The organism is Microcoleus sp. A003_D6, from assembly GCF_036702825.1.
Classification (GTDB): domain Bacteria; phylum Cyanobacteriota; class Cyanobacteriia; order Cyanobacteriales; family Microcoleaceae; genus Microcoleus.
In genome coordinates this window covers 1-14740 of record NZ_JAUBWA010000147.1, presented here as the reverse complement: position 1 = coordinate 14740, position 14740 = coordinate 1, and the positions used below count along the sequence as shown (strand labels likewise).

Sequence of the window (14740 nt, the reverse complement as noted above, 5' to 3'; positions counted from 1 at the left end):
ATAAAGAAGTCAACTTTTCACTATTTATACCGTTTGGCATCCACCAATGTGGTCACTATAATAATACGCTCAGCTCGTCAGCCGCGGCGTTTAATTCGCAGGCATACTTCTCGGACGATGAAACTAGAAGGTAATGCCTCGAATTCCTCAATATTCATGTGGTCGGGACACTGCCGGGGCTTATTCCAGACGACTTTGCGATCGCCAATTCCCAACTTCTTTCCCCGTCGAAAGTCAGTTTTACGGAGATGATTTTTCCGAAAAACAGCATCTGCGCCTCGCTCTTTTACTAAGACTAAATCGACATAATTACCATAAGCTTGATCCGCCAATATCACATCCTCTGGGACTAAATTTGCATAAATCAAACGGCTCATCACAATCTCACTGCTTGCCAAGGATGCTATGCCAGCAGATACCACAGCCCCAGTCAGCAATGAAAAGAGTACCACCATTTTAGCTATGGGAAATCCACACCCAGGTTTTTGATTGCTGTGTTGCGGATACTCGGCTTGATTAGCAGCAGTATCACTCATCAACACTGTTGTCCCATCTAGTACCCGCACCCGTCGTCCACACCATTGTTGTTCTATGGGAACTTGCGCTTCTAGAGCTTCTGCGACTATGGGTACTAACTGTTGAACAAGTTTGGATGGTAGTCGTTTACGAGCTTTACTGTATGCCCCGGTGTCAGAGGAAGGAGGCTTGACTCCGGCCGCACTGAGCCACGTACTCATCCGCTTCACGGCTTGACTCAAGCTTTTGTCGGGAGAGAGTACCTGGGATACCATCGCCCACAAGGTGACTATCGGTGTGTAGATGCTTTGGTAGTAGGTGATTTTCTCATTCGCTATTCGCGAATGGACTAACTTTTCTGGCAGCAGCTTCTCCCAAGGTGAGGCAACCAGGGCAAAAATTGTTGTTTGAGAATGCACGCACGATTTGGCATTGCCGGGAGAGAGATATTTTGGTTTGTAAGGCAATGATCTATATATATATTGCCTTACAGATTTTTTTTGCTCACTTTTTCAGTGCCATTGGACTTTACTCCTTTTTCAATTGCTTTAGCCTCACCATAAAAAAGCCGTCCATGTGATGTCTGTGCGGCCAAACTTTCACCCATCCTTCGGGTGATGGCTGTACGGGTAAATCAATTGTTGGCGGTTCTATTTGCCAGTTAGGATTGCTGTCTAAGAACGATCGAATAACTGTTTCATTTTCCAAGGGATGAATTGTGCAAGTTGCATACACTAATATGCCGCCGGGCTTGACAAATGTCGCTGCATTTGCTAGCAATTCGGATTGCAGTTGAGATTGTTGTTGAATGTTTTCGGGCGTGTGGCGCCAGCGGGCGTCGGCGCGGCGGTGGAGGGTTCCGAGGCCGGAACAAGGTGCGTCTAATAATACTCTGTCTGCTAGGTTGATAAATTCTGGGAAGTGGCGGCTGTCTCCGGTATGAATTTTAATGGATTTCATCTGGAGTCGATCGGCATTTTCAGTAAGTTTTTTAAGTCTGCTAGCGGTTTTGTCGCAGGCGTAAATAGTGCCTGTATCCTGCATTAATTCAGCGCTGTGGGTGGTTTTCCCTCCGGGCGCAGCGCAGGCATCGATAATGATTTCCCCTGGCTGTGGATCGAGTAAATGGGTGACTAATTGAGCGCTACTATCTTGGATTGTCCACCAACCTTCGCTATATCCGGGAAGGTTTTGGATTGCGCCGGTGCTGCTATTTAGTCTTAATGCTTGGGGTAAATGGGGGATTCTGCTGGTTGAGATGTTCTGGGCTTGGAAGGCGGTCTCGATTTGGGCGATCGAGCTTTTTAAGGGATTGATTCTCAGGTCAATTGTGGGGGATTGGTTGAACCATTCACAGAGTTGTTCGGTTTCGGTTTCGCCTATTTGTTCGATCCACAAGTTCACCAGCCATTCGGGGAAGCTGTGCAGAATTCCGAGGCGTTCGACTGATGATTTATAGTTAGTAATTGTTAATGGGTTTAAGTCGGTTTCTGTTAAACGGATGTATTGCCGCAACAAACCGTTGACAAAACTGCTGAGTCCTGCAAAGCCATTTTCTTTTGCTAGTTGAACGGTGGTGTTGACGGCGGCGGAGGGGGGAATATTGTTGAGATATTGGAGTTGATAGAGGCCTAAATGCAGGATGGTGCGGAGGTCTGGCGGTTGTTGGGAGGATTTTTTTGTGGCTAGTTTGTCGATGATGAAGTCGATCGATCGCATTCTCCTAACGCTACCGTACACTAATTCTGTGACTAAACGCCGATCGAGGTCGTTGAGTTGAGAATTGCCGAAAGCGCGATCGAGTGCGGCATCTGCGAATGCACCGCGACGGTGGACTTCGCGGAGTGCGAGAAAAGCTATTTGGCGGGGATTTTGCATAGTTGGTTGCTGATATAATACGGTTCAGATAAGACGGCGATAGAAATCGCGCGTACACAAACGAAGCCCGCCGACGCGGACTGAAGAGGTATATTAAATCATCGCACGTTGTTCAGATTTCGTCGGGATTGATGCCCATTTCTCGCAATTTCTCGGAAAGGCGATCGGCTTTTTGCTGTGCTAACTCTTTATCTTGCCGTTCTTGTTCCATTTGTTTTGACAACTCCACATAAGACAAAAACTTCTGTCCATCAGGCCGATAAATTTCCAAGTCTCCCGATGCAGTTTGAAAACGGATCTGCAAACGCGGACTCACCCAACCATCCATTAATTCAATATAGTTTAGTTTTCCATCAGAACGCAGCCAACCTATTAATTCATTATCCTCTGGACTGTAGACATAATATTCTTCGACTCCATAATCCTGGTAGAAATTAAACAGCTTAAACAGTAATCCCATCCGATTTCCCGGCGAGAGGATTTCAAAGACAACTTGCGGGGCGATATTATCTTCAAGCCACTGTTGGTAGGAACCTCTGTAACCTTTCGGTCTGCCAAACACTACCATCGTATCAGGTGCTTGGCGAGTTTTGTTATCGCCTTCGACGGGATACCACAGCAAATCACCTGCTACAAAGACATTTTCGTTGTCTTTGTATAAAGCATCTATTCCGCCTTGAATGGTGACAATTAGTTCAAACTGTTTGGTATTGTCTGACATGGGTTTGCCGTCGCTGTCGGGGTAGATGATTTCTGCTGAGGTTTTAGTGGGAATTGTTGCGGTCATGGGGATGAGTCCTTTGCTAGTATCATCAATTTCTATTTTATACCTATTTCAACAAAACCCACGTTCATGGGTTGGAGAAACCCGGCGGTTGAAACCGCGTCTACACATACAAAACCCGCCTCCGCGGGTTGAATTTCCTTTTTTCCGTCCGCGGAGACGGACATCGTTTGTGTAGCCGCGATTTCCAATCGCCGGGGCCGATATCGTCACCGTAATTTCTAATCGCCTATTCTGGTTTTGTTGACACCAACGGTTCTAATAAATTGCGTTCTTCAATGGGAAGTTCTAGCAAAACTCGTCTGTCGCCCTTGGTTTCCTTATAGCGGACAGCCGCATTCAGCAGGCGGATGGGAATTTGGAATTCTTCGTATTTGCTGGTTAATTCTCGCCACAATTCTAACCAAGTGCGGGTGGCTTTGTCGCTTACCATTTCTGACATTAGCGCGGGGATGTTTCGCACAATTCCCTGTCCTAAGACTGAGAGATATTCGTATTTTTTGTAAACTGCAATCAGGCTGGTGATGCGAGTTTGAGATATCGCTATATCGTGCGTGTTGATGAACAGGTTGCGGATAATTAAATCGGCATCTTCCGCCTCAGCTTCATCGTCTGGTTCAAAGCGTTGGAATGCGTCGTCTAAGGCGGCGATGCCTTCATCCCAGCGATTTAATCCGAGAATGGCCATTGCGCGGTTGAAGAAGACAGAGGAATCTTGATCACCAAGTTCGATCGCGCGATCGTAAGATTCTAAAACTTCATCGTAGCATTTGAGGTGGGTGAGTACCAGGCCTCGTAAAACCCAAAAATGCAGATTATTAGCATCAAGTTTGAGCGCCATATCGTAAGCTTCTAAAGCTTCATCGTAGCGTTGGAGGTTGTAGAGTACATAGCCTCGTAAAGCCCAAGCCGACTGATTATTAGCATCAAGTTTGAGCGCCATATCGTAAGATTCTAAAGCTTCTTCATAGCGTTTGAGGTCGTTGAGTACATAGCCTCGGTTAGCCCAAGCCAACTGATTATTAGCATCAAGTTCGATCTCCCTATCGTAAGATACTAAAGCTTCATTATAGCGTTTGAGATTGTAGAGCAAATAGCCTCGTAAAGCCCAAGCCAACTGATTATTAGCATCAAGTTCGATCTCCCTATCGTAAGATGCTAATGCTTCATCATAGCGTTTGAGGTTGTAGAGTACACTCCCTCGATTAGCCCAAGCCCACAGATAATTGGTATCAAGTTGGATCGCCCTCTCGTAGGATACTAAGGCTTCTTCATAGCGTTTGATTTTGTTGAGTACATAGCCTCGGTTAGCCCAAGCCAACTGATTATTAGCATCAAGTTTGAGCGCCCGATCGTAAGATTCTAAGGCTTCATCGTAGCGTTCCAGGCTATTTAAACAGCGTCCCTTTTGTACCCAATCCTTGGCCTCACCCCGACTTGTTACCAATTTTTCCGCATATTCTAAAGCCGAAACATAGTCTTTCAGTTCGATACAATTTCCAATTTCATCAAAATAAGCCTTCAGACGCGGGTCTTCCTCATTTCTCTCAATAGCCTCAAGCGCCCGCGTATAATATTCTCGTTCCATCACAGCATCAGGTGGAATCGGTTTCAAACCTTGCCGATACATAAAATGACTTTCTTTCTCCGCCAAATCAACCTCCGCCATCCTCAATCCCAATCGCTGCTGCAATTCTTGCCGCGTATACCAAAGCCGAATAAAATCTACAATTAATCGAATCGGTTCATTTCGCTGCTTCTTTACCTCCAGACAAAAACGCATCAATGGTTCCCGCAATTCATACCACGATTCCCGTCCAATCTCCTCAGTTTTTACATAACCCTTATCTCGCAAATCTTTAAGTTGGCTAGATACAGTTCGCTGCTCAATAAAACAGCGTTTAGCAATTTGTTTTACTGGTGCTGCACCACCTCGATCGCACAAAAAGTCAACAATCTTTCGCTGCTGATTTGATAAATATTTCATCCGATCCTGATAGTATGGCGTGAGGCTGTCCAGCATCTCCATGAACGGTTCTACCAATTTATCGAGCGATTCACGAGTCATCAGAAAAGCCGAAAAAACAATGTAGACGCGAGGACTGCCACCAGAAAGGTAATGCACAACTTTAATGCGATCGCGCCCTGTTGGACTTTGAATAAAAGATGCTAAGTCACTATTACCTTCTAACTTGGCAATATGATTTAATAAAGCTACAGCATCATCGAGCTTAAACTCATCTAATTCATGTAAATCAAAAAAATTATAAAAAGGATTATTAGAGAGCTTGACTCCATCAAACAAACTTTGTGATGTTGCCAAAATTGTCAAAAATGAATAATTTTGAATATACGCCCTCAACTGCTTCTGCCCGAAATCCCCCAAGCCGCTAAACACGTCCTCTAAATTTTCGACAATCAACAACAGCACCCGCTTGCCAACAAAGTCTCTCAGCAATTCTGCTGCCTTAAATTCAGCTTGCTCCGGCGACAAATCATAAAGCTTTTCAACATCATCATGTAACTCAGCTTGATATTCGGCCTTCTTATATCCTTTAGCAATTGCCCGGAATATTCCCCGCAATAAATCCAAAAAAGATGCAATCCCCCATTCTTCTTCCTGCAGCCACGCAATTAGCAATTTCTCCTGCAAATCCTCCATCTTGGCTACGCGATTATAAATCAGTGAAACCAAGTGCGTTTTGCCAATGCCGCGCGGCCCTATTAGTAGTTGAAAATGCTTGTTATCTGTTAGGGCGCTCACCCGAATTAGCTCTACTAAACGTTCTGCTAATGCGTGACGCTGTACTAAGATAGCTTCCAGGGTTTCTGGTGACATCAAGCTAGGAGTAAATCGAGAGATAAATGTATTTTTCATAATATCTATTGGGTTTAACTGGTTCCCCGGCTCTTTTATTCAACTTCCCGGAAGAGCCTGGGAACCGATATCTAGAGGCTCTGCCTCGTCGGTTGCGAAGGAAAACAGGAGGCAGAGCCTCCGGATCAGCGTCCCCAGGCAGAGCCGGGAAGGAGAAAATGCTTGTTATACAAGGCTTGGAAAAGTTATAAGTCTAATTTACCATAGGTTCAAAAAAGATACGTCAAATTTGGTGTATATTCTTGTATATTTTGCAAAGCAGTGTTAGACTGCCTTTAACAAGCAAACAAGCGCCCCTAGCTTTTACTAGAGACGCTTTCGATCGCTTATTAGTTTTCGGGAGCCACTGGCTGCAACCAGTAGGACTCTCATGTTGTTTATGGTCTATATAGACCGAGGATTTCTGATGACTAATTATAACAGCGAACAGCTCAATCTGTTCACCCAGCCGATCGCAGTTTTGGTGGAAATGGGCTGCAATGTTGAACGTGCCGCCGAATATACCAAATGCTCAAAAAGCTCAATCTACGATCGGCTAAGGAAAAATAAACCGTATCTGCGGCAGGTTCCCACAGGTACGTGGCAAATTTACTCTACAGGCAAAAAAGATGGCTCAATTCTTGTGAATGTTGCCTTCATTTATTCTCCAAAAGATAAGAATTGGAGACTTGCTTGAACTCAAATCTCAAGGCTGCGTTAGTCCAAAGCTTAACGCAGCCTCTGCCTCGCAAGCCTTAGACTCGCGGGAGGCAGAACCTCCCAATCTACGCCCCCAGGCTGAGCCGGGGAACAAGAAAAAATCTGAAAAATATGCTTTAAGACTTGTTACAATACACAAAACTTCATACTTTCCCCAACACTGGATGACCTTTTTCAACGCCTCCGAACCCCTAATCCGCTGCAAACAGGAACATCTCGACGTACAAGACCGCGAAGGCCTGTTGCAACTCCGCTGGCAAATTGGAAATATTACTCTTTTCTCGGGACTTTATACCCGCATCGACCAAACTTTTCTGCTTTGGGGTTTGGTGACAGGGGGGATTTTTTTTACGGCTCAGTTTGTCCCCATCAGTTGGAGCTTTCAGGCGATTCTGTGGTCAACTTTGACTCTAATTGGCACTGCGGGAATGGCTGTTTTGACTTTGTTTTGGGTAAGAGTCGAGCGAGTTAGCTGGATTCTTTACTCTTGGGCGATTTTGATGATAACTGGTTTGGTGCTGACCGATTGCAGTATTTTTGCCGGTTGGGGAGGTTTGTTGCTGCACCTTTGCGATTTGTGGTTGGGGTTGAGCGCGATCGGCTATTTTTGTACGGGACTCGGTTTGCGATCGCGCACTTTTATCGCGATCGGACTAACTCATTTATTTAGCATCCCTCTATTAACTTTTGTTGCACCTTGGCAATATCTAACCACAGGAATAATTATGGCTGGCTGTTTGTTGTTATTGTCCGAATTGCAGTGGGATATGCGATCGCCGATCGACAATACTTTGCTAAGCGAAGAACAGAAAGAATTTAACCGAATTCAACAGCAACTGCGGCAGATCGGCGCGATTGTATCCAAATAAATCAAAAATGTAAAGAATTCTGTACAACAGCTAACAGTTTCCACAAATCGTACACAATATTAAAGATACAGCATAAATAAAAAATAAATTTTAACCAGAACAGGTGTTTTGCGGTTTTACCTGTCAATCGCCAATCTTAGGAGAACGGTGTCAGGGAGGCGACTGGTTAACAATGCTGTACTTGCGACGATAAAAGTTAATTCCGGTTAAGAGTAGTTGTTAAAACAAAAAAAGTGGTGCAGGGTTTTTACCGTTTCCCCTGCTTCGCAGTCTCTGAGGAGAGGCGAAACCCTCTACTAGAACAGCCTGACGAGATTGGCACAGGTTTTGACAGTTGCTCAGACCGATTTTTAAGTTCGCTGTTTAAGAAAATTGAGGAAATGCTCGCTTAGGAGGATTGCAGGACTTAGGATTAAATAAGTCCTGCTTTATCGTAATAAATTTAAGTTCTGTTTTATTCTGACGTGCGTTTTTGCAAAATCTCTCGCACTTCCATTAAAATCTGTCCCAACATATTTTTGCCGCTGCCATTTTTCCCGCAACCCCAATAGTAATCTCCCGGTGCATTTTCGACTATTTCCTCATCGCCAGTAGCGAGTAAAATTTCGCGGATATCGGCATGAGTTTCAAATTTTCGGAGTACAGCTTTTCGCATGATATCGTCTTTGACTTGTTCCCAATCTGGGCGGAGGGGACGAGAGCGATCGCGCCCCATTTTCGCTGCATCTTTCGGCGTTTTTGCTTCGCGAATTTGGTCGCAGTTAGCCGTTTCGGGAAACTTTTGTGCTTGAAAATAATGCTCGCTAGTTGGCCAGTATTCTCCGTCTAACTCGAATCCATGACGGGAAAAGTTAGAGAAACTACCGTATTCGCTGCCAGTGTTGTAGAAGTAGATAGTCATAAGGTCTCCGATTTCAACCGCCCTAATAATCTTGGTCTAGCGTCAACTTTACCTCTCTTGATTATCCACTATCTTCACCCGCAAATCAATATTTTCAAGATAGGAACCGGTGTAAGACAGCAGGGCGTAAATGAATACGATCACCCCTACCATTTCCAAAATTTCCTCAACAGAAGCCATCAAACCGTAGATCAAGTTTCGCTGACCTGCCACATCTGCATAATAGCCGCAAACCATTTCCATGCCAAGCGCTCCACCGACATATACCGTGCCTGCCAATAGAAAAAAATCCCTGGTTTTCCGGGGTAGGTGCAGGAGAAACTTGAGATAAGCCAGCCCAGTAAGCACAACAAAAATCGCCCCCGGAATTACCCAAATGAAGTAAAAAAATCCCCCTAAATGCAGTGCCTTTCGCAAGTCGTTAATAATTAATATTTCGTGCAGGCTCAAATTTTCATCTAAAGATAAAAATACAAAGATGAACGCCAGCGCTTTCCAGTGTCGAAAATACCGATCGCCCTGCTTCTTCTTAGCAACAGCAATAATACCTAGCAAAATCCCGCAAAACAGCAAAGTAAATGACGAGTACCACGAAGGATAATTTATTTCTGCGTCTAAATCAAACAAACTCATCCAGCGTTCGCGATTGTTAAAAACGTATCGCAAAACTTTTACAGTGCAACCAGCAAAAGCAAAGAAGAGCACCCAAAGGCTGAGAGAGAACGCAACTCTCTTCGGCGAAACAGAAATCAGGAATTGCATCAACTTTTTGATAAACTAGAACAAGCAAAATAAAACTATAAAGTAAAAAGTTAAAAATGGGAAGATCGGCGCAATCCGCCACCTCCGATTTTTATCTACAAAAAATCACCGATCGCTGACAATGCGCATTCAAATTGAAACCTTCACTGTCCGCAAGCGGTTTGCCCTTACCATCAGCCGCGGTACAACAGCCCAAAGTACCAATTTATGGGTGAAGCTAGAACACGAAGGCCTCGAAGGTTGGGGAGAAGCTTCGCCATTTTCCACAGGTTCTAGACCCCAAACTACCGAAATTCTGCTAGCCGCATTGCAGGAAGTTGCACCGCTGCTAGAAAAGTTTACCCCGTTCGATCGCCAAAAAATCGAACAAGTATTAACAGAGGTCAACTTACCCTCAGCCGCCCGCGCCGGCATCGACATGGCAATGCACGACTGGCTGGGCAAAAAAGCAGGCTTGCCGCTGTGGAAAATGTGGGGCTTAGATCGATCGCGCACCGTCCCCACCTCGGTCACAATCGGCATTAATTCGCCGTCTGGTGCAAGAGAAAGAGTGCGCGATTGGTTTGGTAAAGATGCGACAGATCCAGCAAGCATCAAATACCGCGCCGTCAAGATCAAATTAGGAAATCCAGAAGGAATCGCAGCCGACAAAGCTATGTTAATAGCAGTGCTAGACGAAGCACCAGCTAACATTCAAATCAGTGTAGATGCTAACGGCGGTTGGAGTTTAAGAGATGCAGCCGAGATGTGTCACTGGCTGGAAAAATACAAGATAAATTATGTCGAACAGCCGCTTTCACCCCTCGCAGATATGGAGGAATTCTCAGAACTGTACCGTCAATCGCCCTTGCCAATTTTTGCCGATGAAAGTTGCTTTAATAGTTCCGATATACCTAAGTTGGCGCACTGCTTCCACGGCATTAATATCAAAATGATGAAGTCAGGCGGATTGACCGAAGCAATGCGGATGATTCACGCAGCAAAAGCCTGCAATTTGCAAGTGATGTTCGGCTGCTATTCCGATAGCGCGATCGCAAATACAGCAGCAGCACAACTTTCACCCCTAGCTGACTATTTGGATTTGGACAGTCACTTAAATTTAATAGACGATCCTTTCACCGGTGCAACCATAGAAAATGGGTGTTTGCTGCCAAATGGGCGATCGGGATTGGGAGTTCGGCGAATTGACATTGTAGAATAGAAGTATCGCTCAAAACAAATCTGGAGATAGTATGATACCAGTAGAATCAATAGGACAGGGAATCGATCGAGAAGCCAAGCTTTTCTTTGAAAAACACAAGCCGCCGACTGATTTAATTTTTGATGATGGTGCAGAAATGGAAAGCAACCGCCACCGTATAGCAATGACTGTTTTAATCCGTTCCTTAGAACAAGGTTTAGCTCACCGAAACGATTTTTTTGTCGGTGGTAATATGTTTATTTATTACAGCGTTAAACAGGTTCGGAATCAGGATTTTAGAGGGCCGGATTTTTTCGCTGTGTTGGGTGTTGACGGCACTACTTCCCGACAAGGTTGGGTAGTTTGGGATGAAAATGGACGTTACCCGGATATCATTTTGGAATTGTTGTCACCATCAACTGCTAGTCAGGATATAGGCAAAAAAAAGGATATTTACGAACAGATTTTTAGAACGCCTGATTACTTTGTTTTCGATCCTTTCGATCCGAATTCTTTGCAAGGATGGCGTTTAGATGGCAACCTGCGCTATCAGCCGTTAGTGCCCAACGAGCGGGGTTGGCTGTGGTGCGAAACGTTAGGTTTTTGGTTGGGTACTTGGGAAGGAATTGTCGATCGAGAACCAGCAGTCTGGGTGCGTTTTTACGACGAATCCGGCAATCTAATTTTGTTGCCAGAGGAAGCCGCTCAACAACAAGCCGAAGCCGCTCAACAACAAGCCGAAGCCGCTCAACAACAAGCCGAACAGGAACGCCAGCGAGCCTCGCGACTAGAGGCCAGATTGCGAGAATTGGGAGAAGATCCGAATGATCTTACCCTGAACCCCAATCACAGCTAACACCCAATCGATTTTAGATTTTAGATTTTCGATCTAATCTAATCTAAAATCTAAAATCGCCTATCTTAAAAGTGAACCAATGACTCCAAACTATCCCATCAAAAATGGCAAAGTTGCAATTTTGCTGCACGATGGAATTCTCGGCCATTCCGGCAAAACAGGCTTAGCTTTTTTGCGCTACAGCGAAGCAGAAATTGTAGCAGTAATTGACAGCCAATGTCCGGGACAATCTTTGCCGGAATTAACTGGCATTCCTCAACAAGTACCGATAGTTGCTTCCGTTGTAGAAGCACTGCAATTTGCGCCGGATATTCTGCTAATTGGAATTGCTCCTTCCGGCGGTGTTTTGCCTGCGGAATGGATGGCAGAAATTCATCAAGCCGTAGCAGCCGGTTTGTCAGTTGTCAACGGTTTGCACACCAAAATTGCACCTCTGATAACAGTGCCTTTAACTGAAAATCAGTGGATTTGGGACGTGCGTCAGGAACCAGAAAATATCGGGGCGATCGCCTCTGCTGCCGCCGCTAAATTAAGCTGCCGCCGCGTATTAACTGTCGGCACAGATATGAGCGTTGGCAAAATGTCAACCAGTTTAGAACTCAACCGCACTTGCTTGCAGCGGGGTTTGCGTTCCAAATTTTTAGCAACCGGACAAACGGGTTTAATGATCGGAAATGACGGCATTCCTTTGGATGCAGTGCGAGTTGATTTCGCTGCCGGTGCTGTCGAAAAAGCGGTGATAAAATTGGGTTCTGAATGCGATATTCTGCACGTAGAAGGGCAAGGTTCGCTACTGCATCCGGGTTCGACGGCGACTCTGCCGCTGTTGCGGGGTACGCAGCCAACTCACTTAATTTTAGCGCACCGAGCCGGACAAATTCACCTTCGCCATCACCCGCACGTAGCAATTCCCAGGTTATCGAAAGTGGCTGAATTGTACGAAATGGTGGCGGCGGCTGCGGGTGCTTTTGTTGGGGCAAAAGTCAGCGCGATCGCCCTCAATACTCATCACTTAAATGAGGCAGATGCGCTGTTAGCAATAGCTGAAATGCAAGCAGAAACGGGATTGCCTTGTACCGATCCGGTGCGGTTTGGTGCGGAGGTGTTGCTGGGGGCGATCGACAGTTGATATGCTACAATCAACACCAGCTAGCAAATAGCTACTGAAAACTATGACACAATCAATTCAAGCCAAAACACTCACACTGCGCGATGTCAAAACAAAATTTAATCTACAGTTGTCTGAAGACGAGCAATTTTTCCGAGAATGGATTGACGATTTACCAGAAATTACTGATGAAGAAAAGCGATATCTAGACAAAATAAAGGTTGGCTATATTAACAGTGCCCAGTACCCCATGATAGAAGATACCGTGAAAATGGTGGTACTGGCTCCCTTGCTATTTTTAGCAGATTTTTTCCTAACTCCGTTTCACATAGAGTCCGAAAAATCGGTGGAACTTCTTACGGTGGATGAAGGTATACTTGTCAGAGGAAGCATTGATATTCTGCTTTTAATTGAATCTTTTTGGGTTGTGGCGATCGAAGCCAAGCGAGCTCAATACTCCCTTGAGGCAGGACTTCCCCAGCTACTCTTTTATATGCTGAGTAACCCCAATCCAGACAGACCAACTTTTGGGCTTCTGACAAATGGCAGCAACTTCAGATTCCTTAAATTGATTAAACAAGACACTCCGCAGTACGCTTTATCTTATGAGTTCGTAATCGATCGCGCCCAGGACTTTTACGAGGTATTCCGCATTTTCAAACGAATTGCTGCTGTAGTTTCCAACTATAACTAATGACTGAAATTCCTGTTTCCTTACCCCAAGAATGCGTTCTACGCCAAGCGTCGGAGCAAGATATTAAATCAATTAGAATGTTAGTTTGGAGCGCAAAACTCGATCCAACTCAGTTGCGCTGGCAGCAATTCTGGGTCATCGAATGCGAGGGAAAATTGGCAGCTTGCGGACAGTTGCGGAACTTTGCGGGCGCGCAAGAATTGGGCAGTTTGGTGGTGGCGAAAGATTGGCGCGATCGAGGTTTGGGAAGCTACCTCACAAAATATTTAATTGAACAAGCTACAGAACCGCTATATTTAGAATGTTTGGGAAAGCGGCTCGCATCATTTTATACTCGCTTTGGCTTCGTAGAAGTTTCCGTACAAGAATTGCCGCAGTCGCTTAAATTCAAGTTCGGTTTGTCTCAGTTAGCTAAAATTTTATTCAGAATTCCTGTAACAATTATGCAGTATCGAGAAAATTTTCTCTAATTATGACTTTTATGAATTTAAGATTCTGAATTTATGAATTGATTTTAAGTTCGATTTGTTGAATAATGGCGATTACAGCCTCGGTTCGTAGTCAGGACTTTAGTGCAATGGCACTGAAAAAGTGAGCAAAAAAAATCTGTAAGGCAATATATATATAGATCATTGCCTTACAAACACAAAAATCTCTCTCCCGGCAATGCCAAATCGTGCGTCTATTCTCAAACAACAATTTTTGCAGAGCATTGCTTTGCCGTGGGAGGGACTGCTACCAGAGTCTAAAGTCCAAGAGCTTCTAGCGAATGAGAATGTGAGGTATTACAGCAGCGTCTACACACCGATAGTGACCTTATGGGCGATGATATCCCAGGTGCTAGATCCAGACAAAAGTTTGAGTCAAGCCGTGAAGCGTATGGGCATCTGGCTGAGTGCAGCCGGGGCGGTGCCTCCTTCTTCAGATACAGGGGCATACAGTAAAGCTCGTGGACGACTACCGTCGAGACTTGTTGAACAGTTAGTACCATTCGTGGCAGAGGAATTAGAAAAGCAAGTTCCAACAGAACAACAATGGTGTGGACGACGAGTGCGGGTACTAGATGGGACAACAGTGTTGATGAGTGATACTGCTGAAAATCAAGCCGAGTATCCGCAACACAGCAATCAAAAACCAGGGTGTGGATTTCCCATCGCTAAAATGGTGGTACTCTTTTCATTGGTGACAGGGGCTGTGGTATCTGCTGGCATAGCTTCCTTAGCAAGCAGTGAGATTGTGATGAGCCGTTTAATTTATGCAAATTTAGCCCCCGACGATGTGATATTGGCGGATCAAGCTTATGGTAATTATGTCGATTTAGTCTTAGTAAAAGAGCGAGGCGCCGATGCTGTTTTTCGGAAAAATCATCTCAGTAAAACTGACTTTAGACGGGGAAAGAAGTTGGGAATTGGCGATCGCAAAGTCGTCTGGAATAAGCCCCAACAGTGTCCCAACATATGACTATTGAGGAATTCGAGGCATTACCGTCTAGTTTTATCGTCCGAGAAGTATGCCTGCGAATTAAACGCCGTGGTTTCCGAGCTGAGCGTATTATTATAGTGACCACATTGGTGGATGCCAAACGGTATAAATAGTGAAAAGTTGACTTCTTTAT

General features: G+C 45.0%; 14 protein-coding genes. 8 read left to right on the top strand and 6 right to left on the bottom strand.

Annotation, left to right across the window (positions count from 1 at the left end):
- Positions 1-77 precede the first annotated feature (77 nt).
- From QUB70_RS27950 to QUB70_RS27935, 4 genes are all read right to left on the bottom strand, one after another.
- Positions 78-983, bottom strand: coding sequence for an IS4 family transposase (locus tag QUB70_RS27950; RefSeq protein ID WP_442927840.1), 906 nt, complete (start codon positions 981-983; stop codon positions 78-80).
- 61 nt (positions 984-1044) lie between these two features.
- Positions 1045-2394, bottom strand: coding sequence for a 16S rRNA (cytosine(967)-C(5))-methyltransferase (locus tag QUB70_RS27945; protein WP_332984815.1), 1350 nt, complete (start codon positions 2392-2394; stop codon positions 1045-1047).
- A gap of 112 nt (positions 2395-2506) precedes the next feature.
- Entirely contained in the window at positions 2507-3181 is a 675-nt protein-coding gene (locus QUB70_RS27940; protein WP_332984814.1) for a Uma2 family endonuclease, read from the bottom strand.
- 226 nt (positions 3182-3407) lie between these two features.
- Positions 3408-6056 (bottom strand): tetratricopeptide repeat protein, encoded by a 2649-nt coding sequence (locus QUB70_RS27935; RefSeq protein ID WP_332984813.1) that lies wholly within the window; start codon positions 6054-6056, stop codon positions 3408-3410.
- Between the two features lie 406 nt (positions 6057-6462).
- Here QUB70_RS27935 and QUB70_RS27930 point away from each other — a divergent pair, with 406 nt between their 5' ends.
- Together QUB70_RS27930 and QUB70_RS27925 are read left to right on the top strand one after the other, a co-directional pair.
- Positions 6463-6732 (top strand): hypothetical protein, encoded by a 270-nt coding sequence (locus QUB70_RS27930; RefSeq protein WP_332984812.1) that lies wholly within the window; start codon positions 6463-6465, stop codon positions 6730-6732.
- Positions 6725-7624, top strand: a complete 900-nt coding sequence (locus QUB70_RS27925; RefSeq protein WP_332984811.1) for a hypothetical protein — start codon at positions 6725-6727, stop codon at positions 7622-7624. The genes QUB70_RS27930 and QUB70_RS27925 overlap by 8 nt, the downstream gene beginning before the upstream one ends.
- Before the next feature lie 454 nt (positions 7625-8078).
- On the opposite strand, the gene QUB70_RS27920 is transcribed toward QUB70_RS27925, so the two are convergent.
- Both QUB70_RS27920 and QUB70_RS27915 read right to left on the bottom strand, forming a co-directional pair.
- Positions 8079-8525 carry an NADAR family protein gene (locus QUB70_RS27920; RefSeq protein WP_332984810.1) on the bottom strand — a complete coding sequence of 149 codons (447 nt, stop codon included), beginning with the start codon at positions 8523-8525 and terminating at the stop codon, positions 8079-8081.
- Positions 8526-8573: 48 nt separating this feature from the next.
- Positions 8574-9287: a hypothetical protein gene (locus QUB70_RS27915; protein ID WP_332984809.1), complete on the bottom strand. Its 714-nt coding sequence runs from the start codon at positions 9285-9287 to the stop codon at positions 8574-8576.
- A gap of 121 nt (positions 9288-9408) precedes the next feature.
- Here QUB70_RS27915 and QUB70_RS27910 point away from each other — a divergent pair, with 121 nt between their 5' ends.
- The 6 genes from QUB70_RS27910 to QUB70_RS27885 all read left to right on the top strand — a co-directional run bounded on the left by QUB70_RS27910 (position 9409) and on the right by QUB70_RS27885 (position 14586).
- Positions 9409-10488, top strand: a complete 1080-nt coding sequence (locus QUB70_RS27910) for a dipeptide epimerase (protein ID WP_332984808.1) — start codon at positions 9409-9411, stop codon at positions 10486-10488.
- 31 nt (positions 10489-10519) lie between these two features.
- Positions 10520-11323: a Uma2 family endonuclease gene (locus QUB70_RS27905; protein WP_332984806.1), complete on the top strand. Its 804-nt coding sequence runs from the start codon at positions 10520-10522 to the stop codon at positions 11321-11323.
- A 79-nt stretch (positions 11324-11402) separates the two neighbouring features.
- Positions 11403-12452, top strand: coding sequence for a DUF1611 domain-containing protein (locus QUB70_RS27900; protein WP_332984805.1), 1050 nt, complete (start codon positions 11403-11405; stop codon positions 12450-12452).
- A gap of 43 nt (positions 12453-12495) precedes the next feature.
- A complete protein-coding gene (locus tag QUB70_RS27895) occupies positions 12496-13125 on the top strand; it encodes a type I restriction endonuclease (protein WP_332984804.1) in 630 nt (209 codons plus the stop codon).
- Positions 13125-13595 (top strand): GNAT family N-acetyltransferase, encoded by a 471-nt coding sequence (locus QUB70_RS27890; protein WP_332984802.1) that lies wholly within the window; start codon positions 13125-13127, stop codon positions 13593-13595. The genes QUB70_RS27895 and QUB70_RS27890 overlap by 1 nt, the downstream gene beginning before the upstream one ends.
- 196 nt (positions 13596-13791) lie before the next feature.
- Positions 13792-14586 (top strand): IS4 family transposase, encoded by a 795-nt coding sequence (locus tag QUB70_RS27885; protein ID WP_332984800.1) that lies wholly within the window; start codon positions 13792-13794, stop codon positions 14584-14586.
- Positions 14587-14740: the final 154 nt, after the last annotated feature.

Excerpts from the sequence above, each read along its gene's own strand:
- QUB70_RS27945 (WP_332984815.1), bottom strand. The coding sequence starts at position 2,394 with ATGCAAAATCCCCGCCAAATAGCTTTTCTCGCACTCCGCGAAGTCCAC.
- QUB70_RS27940 (WP_332984814.1), bottom strand. The coding sequence starts at position 3,181 with ATGACCGCAACAATTCCCACTAAAACCTCAGCAGAAATCATCTACCCC.
- QUB70_RS27935 (WP_332984813.1), bottom strand. The coding sequence starts at position 6,056 with ATGAAAAATACATTTATCTCTCGATTTACTCCTAGCTTGATGTCACCA.
- QUB70_RS27930 (WP_332984812.1), top strand. The coding sequence starts at position 6,463 with ATGACTAATTATAACAGCGAACAGCTCAATCTGTTCACCCAGCCGATC.
- QUB70_RS27920 (WP_332984810.1), bottom strand. The coding sequence starts at position 8,525 with ATGACTATCTACTTCTACAACACTGGCAGCGAATACGGTAGTTTCTCT.
- QUB70_RS27915 (WP_332984809.1), bottom strand. The coding sequence starts at position 9,287 with ATGCAATTCCTGATTTCTGTTTCGCCGAAGAGAGTTGCGTTCTCTCTC.
- QUB70_RS27910 (WP_332984808.1), top strand. The coding sequence starts at position 9,409 with ATGCGCATTCAAATTGAAACCTTCACTGTCCGCAAGCGGTTTGCCCTT.
- QUB70_RS27905 (WP_332984806.1), top strand. The coding sequence starts at position 10,520 with ATGATACCAGTAGAATCAATAGGACAGGGAATCGATCGAGAAGCCAAG.
- QUB70_RS27900 (WP_332984805.1), top strand. The coding sequence starts at position 11,403 with ATGACTCCAAACTATCCCATCAAAAATGGCAAAGTTGCAATTTTGCTG.
- QUB70_RS27895 (WP_332984804.1), top strand. The coding sequence starts at position 12,496 with ATGACACAATCAATTCAAGCCAAAACACTCACACTGCGCGATGTCAAA.
- QUB70_RS27890 (WP_332984802.1), top strand. The coding sequence starts at position 13,125 with ATGACTGAAATTCCTGTTTCCTTACCCCAAGAATGCGTTCTACGCCAA.
- QUB70_RS27885 (WP_332984800.1), top strand. The coding sequence starts at position 13,792 with ATGCCAAATCGTGCGTCTATTCTCAAACAACAATTTTTGCAGAGCATT.